Consider the following 16,833-nt stretch of genomic DNA (forward strand, 5'->3'; position numbering starts at 1 on the left):
TGTGGCACCTTTAACGGGTTAAGTCCAAATTTTTTCTCTTAGAAGCTGTATCATGAAGAAAATTCTGTTCCTGGTCTTCTTCGTCCTGTTGGGCGCGGCGCTGGTTCTTGAATACAAGCGCCTGACCATCAAACCCTGGCCCGCCACGCATTTCGACGACGTGGTCGAGCATTTCAAATACGGCTCCATCGGGGCCGAGGTCGACGGCTTTCCCTATGACATCTGGCGCGAACTGCCGACCCTGTTCGCCGAGGAAATCCCGCAGGGCTACGCAGGTTTCGGCTTTGTGTCCGAAGAGGGACATGACTTGCCCATCGGCGTGTCTGTCCGGCGGATCGGGGTGGACCGGGTGGGGTTCAATTGCGCCACATGCCATGTCTCGACTTATCAAGTGGACGGGGCCGAAACCCTTGTGCTGGGCGCGCCCAACAACAAGCTGGATATTCAGGCCTATATCCGTTTCCTCGTCAGCACGACCAAGGACCCACGCCTGACAGCGGATGCGGTGATCGCCTCTGCACAGGACAACGGTCGCGCGCTGGGCTGGTTCGACCGGATGGTCCTGCGCGCGGTGGTCTTTCCCCGGCTGGAAACAGAGGTCTCCGGGCTGGAGGACGGGCTGGCATGGATGGACAGCCGCCCCGATCACGGGCCGGGGCGCACCGATGCGGGTAACTTCTGGCGGGAACGCTGGGGGTTGGAGCCGGCCGGGGACATGCGCGTCGGCGTGGTGGATTTCCCCTCCGTCTGGAACCAGCGCATCCGGCTGGACGGCTGGTTTCACTGGGACGGCAACAACCGCTCACTGGAGGAACGCAACTTCTCGGCGGCGCTGGCCGGGGGCGCGTCCGAATGGCTGCTGGAACGACATGCTATCCAGCGGGTGTCGGACTGGCTGATGGATTTCCCGCCGCCCGACTACCCCTTGCCGCTGGACGCGGCGCGGGTCACGCAGGGGCGCGCGATCTATGAGCGCGCGGGCTGTCACACTTGCCACGACACCGGCAGCGCCAGTCTGGGACAGGTGACCTCGGCGGATATCCTTGGCACCGACCGCCAGCGCACCGATCTGTTTGACGCGGAAATGGTCAGCTATTTCAGCACTGTCGGCGAGAAATACTCGTGGCAGTTCCGCAATTACCGGGCCACGGACGGCTACGCCAACATGCCGCTCGACGGGATCTGGATGCGCGCGCCCTATCTGCACAACGGGTCGGTGCCGACACTGGCGGACCTGCTGTCGCCGCCGGATGACCGGCCCCGGACTTTCTTTCGCGGCTGCACCCTGTTTGACCCGGAAAAGGTCGGGTTCACCTGCGACGCGGGGTTTGAGGTGGACACCTCTCTGACCGGCAATGGCAACGGCGGGCATCTCTGGGGCACCGATCTGCCAGCGGACGACAAGGCGCTGTTGCTCGACTATCTCCGGTCGCTCTGATGGGCTGCGAACAGATCCCGCCGGAGGAGGCCGCCGATATCCGGCGGCTGATCCGCCAAAACCTGCGGACCTTGTGGCAAGAGGGCGGTGTTACCAAACGTGGTCAGCACGGCAAACATCACGGGCTGCTGGAGGGCGTGTTCCGCGTGTCCTCAAAGGTTCCAGAGGCGCTGGCCCACGGCATCTTTCGTCCGGGGGCGGAATACGCCTGCCGGGTGCGGTTCTCGAACGGCGGGCAGCGGGATGATCGCGAAAAGGATGTGCGCGGCATGGCGGTCAAGCTCTTGAACGTGCCGGGGGTCAAGCTGTTGCCGGGGCAGGGGCATGTGATGGAACAGGACTTTGTGCTGGTGGATCACCCGACCTATTTTTGCGCCAACATGGAGGACTACCTGATCTTCAACCGGCATTTCACGCCGATACAGGCGCTGCGCGGCAATGGGCCCAGCCTTGGGCGTCTGCTGCAGGCAGCCAAGGGTGGGGGCATGCTGGCCCTGTTTCATCGGTCGTTGTTGCGCGCGGCACAGGATTTTGCCGGGCGGCGTGTCGGATCGGTCCTTGCGCTGACCTACCACAGCACCACGGCCTACCGGCTGGGGAACGGCGCGGTAAAGTACAAGGCCATCGGTCATGGCGCACCGGCCGCGCCCACCGAACAGACCGACGGGCTGCGCGACGGGCTTTGGCAGGCGCAAACCGCGGGCGAGGCCCGGTTTACCTTTGGCGTCGTCCCGCAGACGGACCCCGCACGGCACCCTGTCGAGGACGCGAGCAGCGACTGGGAGGCGGCAGGCGCGAAGTTTGTGCCGCTGGCCGACATCGTGCTGCCCGCGCAGCAGAACACGCCCCAGCAGGACGCACAGGCCGAAGCCCTGCGCTTTTCTCCGTGGATGTGCCAGCCAGAGCACCGGCCACTGGGGGCGATCAACCGCGCGCGGCGCGACATCTACCGCGCCATGGCACAAGCGCGGAGCGATTGAGCGCTCCGGACAGCTCTCAGGCCGGGTCCGGTGCCAATGCCCTTTGCGCCTTGTCCGCCCGTTTCGCTGCGGTTTCGTCGGCCAGTTCGCGGGCGTGAATGCCAAGGATCACCAAAGCGGGCCAGAGCAGGTACACCTCGATCTCCAGATTTTCGCCCATCGACAGCAAGACGATCACCATGACGATCCCCAGCGGCAACCGCCCGCGCGGCCCTCTTGCCGCATCCCACAGCGCCAGCGCGGTCTGCCAGACCAGCGGCACCAGCAAGGCAAAGAACCCGGTCAGCCCTTTGACAAAGAGCAGGCCAAACCATGTGTGATGGCTGCCGATGGGCATGTATTCCACGATGTGGGGGCCGGGATGCACCGTGCCGTGACCAAACCAGACGGCCTCATTCTCCCAGCGTTCATGTGCAATTCGTTGCAGCGTCTCGCGGACCCGCGTGCTGTCGGCGCGCGCGCCTTTGAAGGCACCGACAAAGGCCTCGATCTTTTCCCCCAGCCAGCCGCCCAGCACCGACAGCGACGCCGACAGGCCCGCCAGCACCATCCACGCCCATCCGCGAAAGATCAGCGGCATCATGCGCGGCGCAATGGTGCAGGCCACCAGCCCCACCAACCCCATGCGCGACTTGGAGGCGAGGATCATCAGCACGCCCGCCGCCACGCCCATGGCCATCCACTTGCGGTCTTTTTCCTCCAGCGCGAAAAGCACCTGCACCACGCCCAGAAGCGCGGCAAAGGGCGACCACGGAGCGTAAAACTGCCAGCGCGGCGTCCACGACGCCGGATCGAAGGTAAAGAAGTAGACCGAGAAGTATTCCGGACCCGGTCCGCCGATGGCTTTCAGCGGCGAGGTAAAGATCTTTTCCGGCATCCCGACATAGGGCGCGGCCAGCAGGATCGGTGCAAGGATCAGAGTCCACATGCCAAGACGACATTGCGCGCGCACCAGCACCTCTCGGCGGATCGGCAGCACTGCGCCGACCAGCGGAAACAGCGCCAGCAAGGCCCAGCCCTTGGCCCAGCCGATGGAGGACTTGATGGTCTGTTTGGTCCCCAGCGCCCAGTCCATATGCCCCGCCCAGAGGGCGATGAGCATGACGATCATACCCAGTATCCAGCCCCAGACAATCGGCGGGACCGCCCCGGTGGCGCGCAGGTCCTCGCGGACGGCGGGACCAAAATACAGCACCAGCGCCGCCAACCCGCCCATCAGCCAGGCCAGCACCGGACCCACGACGTACAATGCGCCAAACAGGTAAAAGACCCATGTCAGGACAATCGTCTTGTACAGCATCCCCTCGGCGGGGTTCTGTGGGCGAACAGTGTGCAAGGCGCGGTCCACGGTCTATTTGCCCGACTTGACCAGCAGCTTTTCGATCAACGGCTTGCGCAGCCATCCCAGCATCAACGCCATGAACAGCATGAAACTTGCGGCGATCCCTGCGGCGACGGCCAGTTTGCGCTTGGGCGAGGTCGGCTCTTCGGCCAGTGTCGGGTCCTCCAGCACCTGAACCAGCGGGTAGGACGCGTAGATATCGGCCTTTGAGGACTGGGTCCGCGCAATGGCGGAGGCAAAGACCGCCTCGGCCACGTCAAAGTCACGCTGCATGTCCTCCAGCCGGGCCGCCGCCGGTGCCAAGGCGTCAAGACGCGCGGTTTCCGTGGCCAGTTGCGCCGTCACTTCGGCCAGTTGCGCGGCGATGCCGGTGCGCTGGGCCTCTTGCCGGACAAGATCGGTCAGCAGGTCGGCGCGGCCACCGTCGCTGGCAAGTTCAAGCCCGATCCGGTTGCCAGTGATCAGCGCCACAAGGGCCGAGGCATCTGCCCGCGCCTCGTCATGGGCGGATTGCGCGCTTGTCACCTTGGGATGGCGCGCGCCATAGCGCGAACGGGCATCGGCCAGATCCGATGCCGCGGCGGACATGGTTTCAAGCAGTGCAAGGTAGCTGCTGTCGGCGTTTACGCGCAGGATCAGGGCGGCGTTTTCGGCATCGGTCCCCAACCGCGATTCCAGCCGTGTGACCGACCCCTCCGCGCGTTGCATCTCGGTGCTCAGCCGGTCCACCTCGGCGCGCAAAGCGTCCAACTCGTCCACTTGCCGCGAATATTGGTCAACGGAATAAAGCCCGGTGGATTTTTGCAGTGCCGCGATCCCGTCGCGGGTGCCCGCAACAGAGCCTTGGTACTCGCGCAGCGCCGCCAGCCCGCCGTCTTCGCGGGTTGACAGTTCATCCGCGCGCAGCCGGTCGATTTCGTCGAAAAACGCATCCAGCAGCGCGCTGTTGCGGTTGCGGGCGTCTTCGGGGGTGGGGCCGGTCATTTCGACATGGATAAAGGCGGTCTGGTCCACCAGACGGATTTTTGGCGCGCCAAATGCGCGCCAATCCACGCCATGCCGGTCAGAGGCGTCTTTCAGGATGCGACCCGCGCCCAAAAGCCGTTTGTAGGTCTCTGTCGGGCTGATTGCGTTCGATGCAAAGGCAGAGCTTGCGAAAGAGGACGCTTGGCCGATGTCGGCGAGGTTGACAGAGGCCGACGCCCCGGATCCCGGCAGGATCAAAGACATATGGCTGGAATACTTCAGCGGCGCGGTCTTGAGGTAGCCGGTGATCGGGGCCCAGATCGCTGCCGATCCCAACAGGAAAATCCCGACGTAGCGGGGCAGGCGGCCCAGATCGGCGGGACGGCCCCCCATGAACAGGCGCTTGATCGACATTTGGCGCACCGGCATCCGCACCACGGAAACCGAGGGGCGTTTGCGGGGCGTGGGGGCGAACGTGTCCTGAAAGGTCATGGGCTGTCTCCTTTGTCCGCCCTTTTAGCGGCGGGGGGCGCGGCCCGCTGCATCACGGGCGGAGGGCTGCCGGGGTCAGATGTCCCGCACCCTATCCCCCCGGATAGGGGCGCGACCCGCGCAGGCGCAGAGGTCATCTGTCACCGGACCGGCTGTGATGCCGGGGATCACTCGGATGCCCCATGTCCAGATCGTTCTGCGGAGAGGGACCTAAAGCCCGCCGCCCGCATAGCGCCCTGCGGGCGATTTGGGATCAAAGAAAAGAGACCTGCCGCCAAGGGTCGGTCTGGCGGCAGCGCACACGCCGACGTGTATGAGGGTTGGCTGCGGAAAGGCGAAATGCAGCAACGCGTGGAATGGCGCGATAAAACGGCGCTACGACAAATTCGGCGCGCCCGGCACCGGGGTCGGGCGCGGCCTGGCCGACCAACGGGGCAAACAAGCGCAGCGGGCGGGTCGCCGGGTCGGGCCCTGTTTCAGAACAACCCCGCCTCACGTGCGGCCAGCGCCGCCTGCGTGCGGTTGTTCACCTCAAGCTTGCGATACAGGGTTTTCATGTGCAGCTTGATGGTCGGCTCTGTCAGGCCCAGATCGCGCGCGATTTCCTTGTTGGACTTGCCGTCGCCAAGCCCCTTGAGCACGTCCATCTCGCGCGGGGTCAGCTTTTTGGCGAATGGATGTTCCGGCTCGTCCTCTTGCGCGGTCATGAAGTCGATCGGGGCGTATTTCTCACCCATGGCCATAAACCGCACCGCGTTGACCAGCGATTTGGCTGGCAGGGTCTTGGGGACGAACCCGGCGGCGCCCATCTCCAGCGCCTGTTCGGCGATCTCGCGCGTGGCCTCTCCGGAAATCAGCGCGACACGCTGACCGCCCTCCATGTCCAGTGCCTCGCGCAGCGTGTCCAGCCCCTGCATTCCGGGCATCTTGTAGTCCAGTAGAACAAGGTCATAGGCCTCGTCTTCGCGGATGCGGACGCAGGCCTCTGTATAGCTGGCGGCGGTGCCGATCTCGAATCCATCATTGGCCCCCAGAAAGGCGACCAATGTGTCGCGCAACAGGTCGTGGTCGTCGGCAATCAGGATTCGCATGGGCTTCCTTGCAGGTTGGTTTGGGATCGTAAGTCAGTCTTGTTGCGGACAACCTATGCGCTTTGTCCGGCGGTTCGAAGGGGAATTGAGAGGAAATCCTATCCACTCGGGTAGGCGGGCCGTCCGAGCGGGGGCAGTGGCCTCGCCCGCCGGGCGAACAGGCCAGCCCACGGCGCATCTTTCTGTCCATTGGCGGGAATTGAGCGATGCGGTGTCGAGAGGCCAAAGATCGGACCAAATCCAGCTCAGGAGAATCCGACAATGCACGCTTACGCCTCAGACACCTTCATTTCCGCCACGCCCGTCGCCGCTCCGCTGCGGACCCGCCCGGTGCTTGGGTTGCCGCTTGTGGATGGCACAACGGAACAAACGATCGAGGCGCTGATGGCCGGCGGTGCGCGGCGTGTCTATTTTCTGAACGCGCATTGCGCCAATGTCCGTGCCCGCAACAGTCGCTATGCGGCGGCGTTGGAAAATGCCGACATGGTGCTGCCCGACGGGATGGGTGTCGAACTGGCCGCGCGGATGACCGGCAACGGCCTGACAGAGAACCTCAACGGCACCGATTTCACGCCAGCGCTGTTGCGCGCTGCCGCAGCACGTGGTCAGTCGGTCTATTTGTTCGGCGCCGCACCGGGCACCGCCGAGGCCGCCGCCAACAAGCTGGCGCTGACCATTCCGGGCCTGCGCGTTGCGGGTACCCGCGACGGGTTTGACGGCGCCGCCGACACCGATGCGGCCATCGACCACATCAACGCATCGGGCGCGGATATCCTGCTGGTCGCCATGGGGGTGCCGATGCAGGAACTCTGGATCGACCAGCACGCACAGCGTCTGTCCCCCCGGCTTATTCTGGGAGTGGGCGCGCTGTTCGACTTCCTTGCCGACAATGTGCGCCGCGCGCCGGTTGCGCTGCGCCGGGCCAAGATGGAATGGGTCTGGCGTCTGGCGATGGAGCCGCGCCGCCTGGCGGGCCGCTATGTCGTCGGCAATGTGACCTTTCTGGCCCGCGCCGCTGCATATGCCGCAACCCGGCTGCGCAGCGACGATCTTGCCAAACGCGCGTTTGACGCGGTGGCCAGCGCTGCGCTGATCCTGTGTGCCGCGCCATTGCTGCTGTTGGTCGCGCTGCTGATCCGCCTCGACAGCCGTGGGCCGGTGCTGTTCCGTCAGGTGCGCGTCGGTGAAAATGGCGCGCCTTTCACCATGTACAAGTTCCGCTCGATGCATGTCGATGCCGAGGCCCGCCGGGCCGAGGTGGAGGCGCACTCGGACCGCGAAGGCATCTGTTTCAAGTCGCGCCATGACCCGCGGGTGACCCGCATCGGACGGGTGCTGCGCCGGTTCTCCATCGACGAACTCCCGCAGATCCTCAACGTGCTCAAGGGCGACATGTCGCTGGTCGGTCCGCGTCCGGCGCTGCCCAAGGAGGTCGCCGCCTACCCGGTCCACGCGCGTGAGCGTCTGGATGCCAAGCCGGGGATCACCGGCCTGTGGCAGGTGTCGGGCCGCGCCGACATCGGGTTTGACAAGATGGTCGATCTGGATGTGGCCTATGTCCGGTCGCGCAGCATGATCCTTGACCTGCTGCTGCTGGCCATGACCGCACGTGCCGTGGTATCGGGGCGGGGGGCGTACTGATCCCGCTTGGCTGGACGCCTGCCTATCCCAAGGGATAGGCGGGCCATCCCAAAAGCCTCATGCCTTGTCAATCGACCTGTGGCAAAACCAGTCTAGGCAAAAGAGGTTTGACTGATGATGAAATCCACTTTGATGGCGGCTGCCAGTGCCGTGTTATTTTCTGTCACGTCGGCTGCGGCCGACGATCTGCCCGAACCACGGGGCAAGGTTGTCCTGACGGTGACCGGCGACATCGCCCGCACCAATGGCGACGGCGCAGCGCGGTTCGACATCGACATGCTGCGTGCCATCGGTGAGACCGAATTTGTGACCGACACGATCTGGACCTCTGGCACCTACACCTTCACCGGGGTCGAACTGGTCGACCTGCTGGACTATCTCGGGGCCACCGCCGACAGTCTCAGCGCGCGCGCGATCAATGACTATGCCGTCACCGTTCCCGCCACGGACGCGGTCGAGGGTGGCCCGATCATCGCCTATGAAATGGACGGCAAGACCATGTCGCGGCGCGAAAAAGGCCCGTTGTGGCTGGTCTACCCCTACGCGGCGTCCAGCGACTACCGGACAGAGGTCATTTACGCGCGCAGCATCTGGCAACTTGACCGCATGACAGTCGGCGAATGAGCCGGGACACAGGCACATCATGACAGTCCCGGGCGGGTTCCGCAAAAGTGGCCGGGTGATATTCTTCGGCGTCGCGTTTTTATGTGTGATCTCCATCGCCTTTCTGGCGGTCGAGATCGTGCGCGATCTGCGGCTGTTGAACTCGGCCTCCTCGGACAACGTGCAGTGGACCCTGTCACAGGCCGAGGTAGAGTATCTCGAACTGCGGCTGGCCGTTGAAAAGGCCCAGCTTCAGAACGCCCCCGATCTGGATGACATGATCGAGGAATTCGACGTGTTCTACAGCCGGATCTCGACCCTTGAATCCGGGGCGGTCTATGCCGCCCTGCGCGATGTTCCCGCCTTTTCCATGCCGCTTTTGGATATCCGGAGGATGCTGGACGAACTCGTTTTGGTGATCGACGGTCCGCGTGATGACCTGATCCGGAACCTTGGAACTGTCGATGCGACGTTGCAGGCGGGCCAGCGCGATTTGCGCGCCATGTCGACCGCCGGGCTTTTGGAATTTGCGCGGGTATCGGATCAACAACGGACTTCGGTCGCCATCACCCTTTTGCGCGTTGCCCTGTTGACCGCGTTCCTGATTCTGGCTCTGGTCGGTCTGCTGAGGCACGCGCGCCGCGCCACGCGCCAGACCGAATTGCGCGGACAGGAGTTGTCCGCCGCCTATGCCCGTCTGAACACGGTTCTGGATACATCGCTGGATGCGGTGATCGTGTCCGACATCGACGGCAAGATTCAACAGTTCAACCCGGCGGCAGAACGGATCTTCAAACGCGACGTTGCCGATGTGATCGGACGCAATATCGGACAGGTCATTGTGCCCGATCATCTGCGTGATCTGCACGACGCGGGCATGAAGCGGATGCAGGCCACCGGCGCACGTCGCGTGGTGGGCCATGGCCGGGTCCGGCTGGAAGGGATGCGCAGCGACGGAGAGGTGTTCCCGGTCGAATTGGCCCTCGAATCCGCCATGACCGGCGACGAAGAGATCCTGATCGGTTTCCTGCGCGACATCTCGCACCGGGTTGCCGCTGAAAACGAACTGGTCGAGGCGCGCGACAAGGCACTGGCGGGCGAAAAGGCCAAGGCGGAATTCCTGGCCATGATGACCCATGAAATCCGCACGCCTCTCAACGGTGTGCTGGGCAACCTGTCGCTGCTGCAAGAGACGCAACTGACGCCGGTTCAGCAACGCTATGCGCACAACATGTCCGTCTCGGGCAAGCTGTTGATGTCGCACGTCGACGCGGTGCTGGACATCGCACGTTTCGAATCCGGCGCGACGGTCGCACAGGTCGAGGCGGTACACATTGGCCGTCTGGTTCAGGATATCGTGGACAGCCTGACCAGCGCGGCCGAGGCCAATGACACGGCGCTGCAATGGACCTGGGTTGGACAGCCGCTCGACTGGGCGATGATTGACCTGTCGCGCCTGCAACAGGTGTTGCTGAACCTCATCGGGAACGCCGTCAAGTTCACCCATCACGGTCGCATCGTGATCGAGCTTGAGCAGAGCGATCCGCCCTGCAATGGCACCGACGGGCCGCGCGATGCGGCCTGCATCGACATCCGTATCATCGACACCGGAATCGGCATTGCCGATGGCGATCTGGACAGGGTCTTTGAGGATTTCCAGACCAGCGCCCATTCGCCGGAACACAATGTGTCGGGCACCGGGCTTGGCCTTGGGATTGCGCGCAGGTTTGTACAGGCCATGGGCGGTGAGATCGGGGCCGAAAGCACCGTTGGCGAAGGCAGCGTTTTCTGGGTGCGGTTGCCTGTCACGCCCGCAGAGGCCCCTGCCGCCACGGTCGACCTTGTCGCTGACACGGGTCCGGCGCTGTCCGACCGCAACATCCTGCTGGTCGAGGACAATGAGATCAACCTGCAACTGGCACGGGACATGCTGACCCTCATCGGCCATCGCGTGACCGTGGCCCGCGACGGGCGCGAAGGGGTCGAGGCCGCCAAGGCGGACCGCTTTGACCTGATCCTGATGGACATCCGGATGCCGGTCATGGACGGGCTGGCCGCGACCAAGGCGATCCGCGAAGGGCAGGGGGCCAGCCGCGACGTGCCCATTATTGCTTTCTCGGCAAACGTCTTGCCAGAGGCCAAGGACCGGTTCATCGCCAGCGGCATGTCGGCCTTCCTTGGCAAACCGCTGATCAAGGAAGAACTGTCTCAGGTGATTGCGCGGTTCTGTGCGGGCGATGCCTCAGACGCCGATCTCACAGCCGCACCGCACACCCCGCCCGCGCCCCCCACGCACACACCGGACCCGATTGTCGCGCTCATGGCGCGCTATCTGGAAGAGACCGATGCGCTGTTTGACTGGCTGGGCTCCAAACCCACGGACTGGACAGAGATCGCGGATCGCGCGCACCGGATCGCGGGCAGCGCCGCCGCCTTTGGCCAACCGGATCTGCGCATGGCGCTGCTCAAGGTCGAAACCGCCGCCGAAGCCGAGGATGCCCCGGCGCTGGATCAGGCGGTTCAGGCGGCACATCAGGCATGGAAGACGGCACCGGCCCCCAGCGTCGGCTGAACCAGCCAGCCGGCGCGGCCGGGCTCAGCGGGTCAGCATCGCGGCGGCCCCCACGGCCCCGACAACCCGCGCGACTTCGGCGACATTGGTGATGCTGCTGTCATAGCAGGCAATGGAATCGCCGGGCAGGAGATAGGGGTCATAATCGTCCCGGTCGGCGCGGCGCAGCATGTCTTCGATCCGGCGTTCGATCACGATGGACACGCCGGTCATCGGGTCGCGGGTGAACAGCAGCGCGGAGCGGTGCGCGCTGCTGGCGCGCGCGCCGCCCACGCAGTTGGTGTCGACCACCGCCTGCATAAAGCGGGTGCCATAGGGCACCTCGCGGACGTCGCGCCCGACCGCAGACGGGGCGTTGCCGGTGGCGGGCTGGGTCAGGTTTGACAGGAACAGCGACACGCCGGGCGGGCTGACCGGGCTGGGCCGCATCAGGTTGTCCTGAAAACACAGCCGCGACGGCACTTCGATCTCATCCCCGGTGATCAGCATCACGTCGACCGCGTGCCTGCCCTCGAACACGCCGCGCATGTCCAACTGGTAGCGCCTGCCGTTCCGGATCAGCGTCACCGCCGACAGATCGGCGTCCGGGCGGACGCCGCCGACAGACCGCAGCGCGTCCGACATGTTGCGCGCCTCGGTCGAGGCCCCGATGGCCGCCTGCCGCGCCCGGTCGATGCTGTCGGCAGAGGCGGCCCCCACCTCGATGGCGTGGGGTTCAAAGACGGCACCGGACACGGCAACACTGACGCCCGCGAAATCGCGCACCCGGACCGACAGGCGCGGCGCGTCATCATAAAACCCGTCAGCGATCAATGCGCGCGTCAGGTCGCGTTCGATATCATCGGTGGTGCGCCCCTCTGCGCGGATCGGCGCAAGGTAGGGCAGCTTGATCAGACCATCGCGCGAGATCACATAGTCGCCGTTAAAGGTCTCGTCATCGACGACGCGGATATCCAGCAGGTCGTTGCGCGACAGCCGTTCGCCGCGCAGGACTACGGCGACAAGGCCGCTGCCCTTGCTGCCACCATCGGCGGTCGCGCCGCGAGAGGGTTTGCAGCGCTGGGCGTTCATCCGGGCAGACACAAGGACCGGCTCGGCCTTATCGCGCGGGGGCGGGTCGCGGTATTGCGCTTGATAGGCGTGGCCGCTGGCCACTGGGGGAATATTATCCGGCGATTTGATCGGCCCGCAGGCCGTCGCCGTCAAACTCAGGGCAAAACCAACCCCCAGCGCGCCTGTCCGCAACTGCACCATTCAATCCTCGTTCTCAGCACATCCGCCACGGTTGTCGGGGCCGGGCCGGGCTATCAACCATGAAGGCGGATAGCGACCCTATCCTTTCGGAGAGGGGCGCACCCGTCCGCACCGCCGGGTCGTCCCGCCGCGCGCGCGACTTTGCCTGCACCGCTGGCGTATCTCTTGCCCACACAATCGGAGAGTTCGGCGTGCCGCGCAACAGATCGACATTCATCAGCCACCTGATGGCCTACGGAGCCTCCGAGGTTGTGACAAAGCTGTCACGCCTCTTCGTGGTGATTGCGGTTGCGCGCGTTCTCGACCCCGAACAGATCGGTTTGGCGGCGGCGGCCCTTGCCACCGGCGATATCCTCAAGGCCTTGACTGAAAACGGCGTTGTCCAGCGCATCATCGCCGCCCGCGATGACGACCTGGACGCCACCTGTAACACCGCGCACCGCCTGTTCTGGATCTGGTGCCTTGGACTGTTCGCCGTGCAGGTCACAGTGGCCGGGATCTACTTTGGACTTGGCGGATCGGTTGTGGTCAGCGCGCTGATCCTGCTGCTGGCGGGAGAATACCTGTTCATGCCCGGCGGTCTGGTGCAGGTCGCGCTGGCCATGCGCAGCGGCAAGATGCGCCAGACGGCGGCCATTGCAGGCACGCAGGCGGTTTCGGCCAACCTGATGTCGGTCGTGCTGGCAATTGTCTGGCCCGGAGCCATCGCGCTGGTGCTGCCGCGCCTGCTGACCGCGCCGATCTGGCTGATCACCGTGCGCCGCCTGCATCGCTGGACCCGCCAGCCTGCCGCCGGGTTCGCACCCGTCCGCCCTTTTCTAAGCTTCGGCTGGGCCGTGCTGGGGGTCGAGATCGTCAAGGCGCTGCGCCTGCAAGCGGACAAACTGCTGGTCGGCGTCCTGCTGGGGCCGCAGGCGCTGGGACTGTACTTTATGGCGTTCAACGCGGGGCTCAGCCTTGCCACGTCTTTCTCTGCCGCATTCGCCGCTGTCCTCTTTCCGCACCTGTGCGCCAGCGATGATCGCTCTGCCGCCTTGCGTCAGGGGCTGCTGCTGTCGGTGGCTCTGGTCGCTCCGGTGGTGATCCTGCAAGCCGCGCTTTCCCCTTGGTACGTGCCGTTTCTTTTGGGAGAGAAATGGGCAGGGATCAGCGGCATTGTTTCCATCCTGTGTCTGGCCGCGATCCCCACCATGCTGTGGACAGGTGCAGCCGGTTGGATGCGCGCCGAGGGGCGCCCGATGCAGGAACTGAAAGGCACGGCGATCCTCACCGCCGCAATGATGCTCAACACCGTGGTTCTTGCGCCGCACGGCCTGACAGCCATCGCGTGGGGTTACCTGATCACCGCCTGCGCGGCCATGACACTGCTCGCTTGGCCCGCGCTGAACACCGCTTTCTTTCCATCGCTGAAAAGGGCCTGATCCCATGCGCTTTACCATTGTGATCCCGGCCTACAACGCCGCTGAAACCCTGCCCGCCACGCTGGACAGCCTGACTGCACAAGGCTTTGCCGACTGGGAGGCGCTGGTCGTCGATGACGGATCGTCCGACGCCACCCGTGCTTTGGTCAAAGAGGCGGCACAGGCGGACTCGCGCATCGTGTTGCTGGTCAATCCGGGCAAGGGCCCAAGCGATGCGCGCAACTTTGGCGCGTCGCGTGCCCGCGGGCAGATCCTTGCCTTTTGTGACGCAGACGACCTGTGGCAAGCGGACAAGCTGGACGGTTTGGCTCGGGCGTTTGACACGGCGCAAGCCGATGCGCTTTTCGGCCAGATCGGGTTTTTCAACGAGGACCCGCAAACCCTCAGCACGGTGTCCACCGTTCCGGCAGGCGCGGTGACCGTGCAGATGCTGCTGGGCGAAAACCCGGTCTGCACAATGTCCAACCTTGCGGTGCGCGCCGACGTCTTTGCCGACGTGGGCGGGTTTCGCGCGGACATGGTCCACAACGAGGATCTGGAATTCCTGATCCGCCTTGTCGGTGAGGGGTTTGCCCTGCGCGGCATTGACCGCCTGCATGTCCGCTATCGCGCCAGCATCGGCGGCCTTTCGGCAGATCTTGACCGGATGCAACGCGGCCGCGCCGAGGCGCTGAAGACCGCGCGCCGCTACGGCGTTGCACCCGATGCCCGCGCCGAGGCCGTCCACATGCGCTATCTCGCGCGGCGTGCGCTGCGGCTGGATCAGGGGCCGGATATCGCCCGCCGGCTTGCCCTGCAGGGCATGCGTCTGGCACCGCGCGCCTTTCTGATGCCGCCGCGTCGCGGTGTCGCCACCGCTGGTGCCGCCCTGATTGCCCCGTGTCTGCCCGCCGCTTTGCGGCGCGTTCTTTTTGCTCACTGAGGACCCAGTTTCATGCCCTTTGCCTCGATCGTTGTTCCTGCCTTCAACGCCACCGCCACCCTGCGCCCGACGCTCGAGTCGTTGCTGGACCAAAGCTGGCGCGAGCTTGAGATTGTCGTGGTCGATGATGGATCGACCGATGAAACCGCAGACCTGGCCGCTGGCTTTGCCGCCCGCGATTCGCGTATCCGTGTCGTCCGGCAGGCCAATCGGGGCCTTGCCGGGGCGCGCAACAGCGGTATCGCGGCCGCACGGGGCGAGGTTGTCGGCTTTTGCGATGCCGACGATCTGTGGATGCCGGGCAAGTTGTCCGCGCATATCGCGCATCTGCGCGCCGCGCCGCAGGTCGGGCTCAGCTATTCCGGTTCGGCACTGATCGACACCGAGGGCCGTCTTACCGGCCATGCGCAGAAACCGCGCCTGACCGGCATGACCGCCGCCCATGTGTTCAAACGCAACCCGGTCGGCAATGGCTCTGCGCCGGTGTTCCGCCGCGCGGCGCTGGAGGCACTGGCATGGCGACCACGGTTCGAGACAGAGCGCGACTGGGTGTTTGACGAGACGTTCCGCCAGTCCGAAGACATCGAATGCTGGACCCGGCTGGCGCTGACAACGGATTGGCAGCTGGAAGGCGTGCCCGGCCTGCTGACCTGCTACCGGATCAATCCCGGCGGCCTGTCGGCCAACACCACGGCGCAACTCGCCTCGTGGGAGCGGATGGTGGACAAGCTGCGCCCGATGGCGCCGGAGTTCTTCGCCCGCCACGAGACCGCGGCGCGCGCCTACCAGTTGCGCTACCTCGCGCGGCGCGCGGTCAGCGATTCCGACGGGGCCACGGCGCGCGCGCTGATCGCCAACGCCCTGCGCCTGTCGCGCGCGCCGCTGCGCGAGGAACCCGCCAAGACCCTGACCACATGGGCCGCCGCACATGCCCTCGACCGGTTCGGCCCCTCGGTCCTTGGCTTTGCCAAGCGCCTGCATCCCAAATTTCGCGCCACGCGTTGACCCCGTTTTCCAGAAAGGAATTGGCCATGACCAAACGTCCCCACGTCCTGCACCTGATCGATGACACCACCGCCGGCGGCGTCATGCGCGTCCTCGACCACATCCGCCACTGCCCGCTGATGGCGCGCAATGCGGTCCACAGCGTACAGCCCGTCCTGCGCGGCAAGCCGCTGCCGCCGGTGGCCGCCGATGTCGTCGTCTCGCACCTGACGGTCAGTTGGCGGATGCTGCCGATGCTGATCCTGTTTCGCGCCCGCAACGCGACCACCCCGCTGGTCCATGTCGAGCACAGCTATACCGAAGGCTTTGCCGCGCTGAATGTCTCGGCCAAGCGGCGCTTTCACACCTTGCTGCGCACAACTTACGCGCTGTTTGACCGCGTCGTGGCGGTCAGCCGGGGGCAGGCGCGCTGGATGCAGGCGCGGAAACTTGTCAGCGACAAGGCGTTGCAGGTGATCAACCCGGTTGTGGATCTTCAGGGCTTTCGCGCATTGCCGCCCGCATCCGCGACGCGGCGCACCGTGGGCGCGATTGGTCGGCTGGACCCGCAAAAGGGGTTCGACATGCTGATTCCCGCCTTTCGGGCACTGGCGCGCCGCGACATCCGCCTGAACGTCTACGGGGACGGCAGCGAACGGGCGGCGCTCGAGGCATTGGCCGAAGGCGATGACCGCATCCGTTTCATGGGCCATGCGGCCTCGCCCGAGGCGGCGATGGCAGAGGTCGACGTGGTTGCCATGCCGTCCCGTTGGGAGGCATTCGGCCTTGTCGCGCTGGAGGCGCGCGCAGCTGGCCGTCCACTGGTATCCTCCGGTGTCGACGGGCTGAGCGATCAGACCGCCGGGCGCACCGAAACCGTGGCCGGTTGGTCGGTCGACAGCTGGTCCCGCGCGCTGGGCCGGGCGCTGAACGTCCCGGGGGGGGTGACAGATGACCCGACCGACCGGGCCGAGACGGATTTTGCAAACGCCTGGGACCGCCTGATTGCGGGTGTCCTTGGGCGGGACCGGCAGGAAGCGGCGTTGCTGGCCTCCTGACGGGTCGACGCGGGCGCTGTTTGCGCGCATGACATAGGGCATGACACATCAAACCACCACTCACGGACG

Annotated in this window: 13 protein-coding genes; 9 read left to right on the forward strand and 4 right to left on the reverse strand. The window is 65.1% G+C overall.

Annotation, left to right across the window (positions count from 1 at the left end; all coding sequences use genetic code 11):
• The first annotated feature begins 52 nt into the window (after positions 1-52).
• Positions 53-1,438, forward strand: a complete 1,386-nt coding sequence (locus tag VOI21_RS11430; protein ID WP_323770008.1) for a hypothetical protein — start codon at positions 53-55, stop codon at positions 1,436-1,438.
• Positions 1,438-2,418 carry a hypothetical protein gene (locus VOI21_RS11435; RefSeq protein ID WP_323770009.1) on the forward strand — a complete coding sequence of 327 codons (981 nt, stop codon included), beginning with the start codon at positions 1,438-1,440 and terminating at the stop codon, positions 2,416-2,418. Before VOI21_RS11430 ends, VOI21_RS11435 begins: the two co-directional genes overlap by 1 nt.
• A 16-nt stretch (positions 2,419-2,434) precedes the next feature.
• On the opposite strand, the gene VOI21_RS11440 is transcribed toward VOI21_RS11435, so the two are convergent.
• From VOI21_RS11440 to VOI21_RS11450, 3 genes are all read right to left on the reverse strand, one after another.
• Positions 2,435-3,718 (reverse strand): O-antigen ligase domain-containing protein, encoded by a 1,284-nt coding sequence (locus tag VOI21_RS11440; protein ID WP_323770361.1) that lies wholly within the window; start codon positions 3,716-3,718, stop codon positions 2,435-2,437.
• A 51-nt stretch (positions 3,719-3,769) separates the two neighbouring features.
• Positions 3,770-5,218, reverse strand: a complete 1,449-nt coding sequence (locus VOI21_RS11445) for a hypothetical protein (RefSeq protein WP_323770010.1) — start codon at positions 5,216-5,218, stop codon at positions 3,770-3,772.
• 476 nt (positions 5,219-5,694) lie between these two features.
• A complete protein-coding gene (locus VOI21_RS11450) occupies positions 5,695-6,309 on the reverse strand; it encodes a response regulator transcription factor (RefSeq protein ID WP_323770011.1) in 615 nt (204 codons plus the stop codon).
• 261 nt (positions 6,310-6,570) lie between these two features.
• Here VOI21_RS11450 and VOI21_RS11455 point away from each other — a divergent pair, with 261 nt between their 5' ends.
• From VOI21_RS11455 to VOI21_RS11465, 3 genes are all read left to right on the forward strand, one after another.
• Positions 6,571-7,950: a WecB/TagA/CpsF family glycosyltransferase gene (locus tag VOI21_RS11455; RefSeq protein ID WP_323770012.1), complete on the forward strand. Its 1,380-nt coding sequence runs from the start codon at positions 6,571-6,573 to the stop codon at positions 7,948-7,950.
• A gap of 114 nt (positions 7,951-8,064) precedes the next feature.
• Positions 8,065-8,574 (forward strand): molybdopterin-dependent oxidoreductase, encoded by a 510-nt coding sequence (locus VOI21_RS11460; protein ID WP_323770013.1) that lies wholly within the window; start codon positions 8,065-8,067, stop codon positions 8,572-8,574.
• A gap of 19 nt (positions 8,575-8,593) precedes the next feature.
• Positions 8,594-11,125 (forward strand): ATP-binding protein, encoded by a 2,532-nt coding sequence (locus VOI21_RS11465; protein ID WP_323770014.1) that lies wholly within the window; start codon positions 8,594-8,596, stop codon positions 11,123-11,125.
• A 24-nt stretch (positions 11,126-11,149) separates the two neighbouring features.
• Here the strand turns inward: VOI21_RS11465 and VOI21_RS11470 are convergent, their stop codons facing one another.
• Positions 11,150-12,379 carry a polysaccharide biosynthesis/export family protein gene (locus VOI21_RS11470; protein ID WP_323770015.1) on the reverse strand — a complete coding sequence of 410 codons (1,230 nt, stop codon included), beginning with the start codon at positions 12,377-12,379 and terminating at the stop codon, positions 11,150-11,152.
• Positions 12,380-12,570: 191 nt separating this feature from the next.
• Between VOI21_RS11470 and VOI21_RS11475 the strand changes: the two genes are divergently transcribed.
• Genes VOI21_RS11475 through VOI21_RS11490 form a run of 4 tightly spaced genes read left to right on the forward strand, consistent with a single transcriptional unit; the run spans position 12,571 to position 16,764 of the window.
• The gene (locus tag VOI21_RS11475) at positions 12,571-13,800 is read left to right on the forward strand and encodes an oligosaccharide flippase family protein (protein ID WP_416358973.1); all 1,230 of its coding nucleotides are present in this window, start codon (positions 12,571-12,573) and stop codon (positions 13,798-13,800) included.
• A gap of 4 nt (positions 13,801-13,804) precedes the next feature.
• On the forward strand, positions 13,805-14,722 hold the full coding sequence (locus VOI21_RS11480; RefSeq protein ID WP_323770016.1) for a glycosyltransferase family 2 protein: 918 nt from the start codon (positions 13,805-13,807) through the stop codon (positions 14,720-14,722).
• A gap of 12 nt (positions 14,723-14,734) precedes the next feature.
• Entirely contained in the window at positions 14,735-15,727 is a 993-nt protein-coding gene (locus VOI21_RS11485) for a glycosyltransferase family 2 protein (protein WP_323770017.1), read from the forward strand.
• Between the two features lie 26 nt (positions 15,728-15,753).
• Entirely contained in the window at positions 15,754-16,764 is a 1,011-nt protein-coding gene (locus tag VOI21_RS11490) for a glycosyltransferase (RefSeq protein WP_323770019.1), read from the forward strand.
• The last annotated feature ends 69 nt before the right edge of the window (positions 16,765-16,833 follow it).

Origin of the sequence: Antarctobacter sp., from assembly GCF_034670325.1 — a bacterium.
Taxonomy (GTDB): Bacteria; Pseudomonadota; Alphaproteobacteria; order Rhodobacterales; family Rhodobacteraceae; genus Antarctobacter.

What these genes read in the sequence shown, in the direction of transcription:
- VOI21_RS11430 (WP_323770008.1), top strand. Translation starts at nt 53, where the DNA reads ATGAAGAAAATTCTGTTCCTGGTCTTCTTCGTCCTGTTGGGCGCGGCG.
- VOI21_RS11435 (WP_323770009.1), top strand. Translation starts at nt 1,438, where the DNA reads ATGGGCTGCGAACAGATCCCGCCGGAGGAGGCCGCCGATATCCGGCGG.
- VOI21_RS11440 (WP_323770361.1), bottom strand. Translation starts at nt 3,718, where the DNA reads ATGCTGTACAAGACGATTGTCCTGACATGGGTCTTTTACCTGTTTGGC.
- VOI21_RS11445 (WP_323770010.1), bottom strand. Translation starts at nt 5,218, where the DNA reads ATGACCTTTCAGGACACGTTCGCCCCCACGCCCCGCAAACGCCCCTCG.
- VOI21_RS11450 (WP_323770011.1), bottom strand. Translation starts at nt 6,309, where the DNA reads ATGCGAATCCTGATTGCCGACGACCACGACCTGTTGCGCGACACATTG.
- VOI21_RS11455 (WP_323770012.1), top strand. Translation starts at nt 6,571, where the DNA reads ATGCACGCTTACGCCTCAGACACCTTCATTTCCGCCACGCCCGTCGCC.
- VOI21_RS11460 (WP_323770013.1), top strand. Translation starts at nt 8,065, where the DNA reads ATGATGAAATCCACTTTGATGGCGGCTGCCAGTGCCGTGTTATTTTCT.
- VOI21_RS11465 (WP_323770014.1), top strand. Translation starts at nt 8,594, where the DNA reads ATGACAGTCCCGGGCGGGTTCCGCAAAAGTGGCCGGGTGATATTCTTC.
- VOI21_RS11470 (WP_323770015.1), bottom strand. Translation starts at nt 12,379, where the DNA reads ATGGTGCAGTTGCGGACAGGCGCGCTGGGGGTTGGTTTTGCCCTGAGT.
- VOI21_RS11480 (WP_323770016.1), top strand. Translation starts at nt 13,805, where the DNA reads ATGCGCTTTACCATTGTGATCCCGGCCTACAACGCCGCTGAAACCCTG.
- VOI21_RS11485 (WP_323770017.1), top strand. Translation starts at nt 14,735, where the DNA reads ATGCCCTTTGCCTCGATCGTTGTTCCTGCCTTCAACGCCACCGCCACC.
- VOI21_RS11490 (WP_323770019.1), top strand. Translation starts at nt 15,754, where the DNA reads ATGACCAAACGTCCCCACGTCCTGCACCTGATCGATGACACCACCGCC.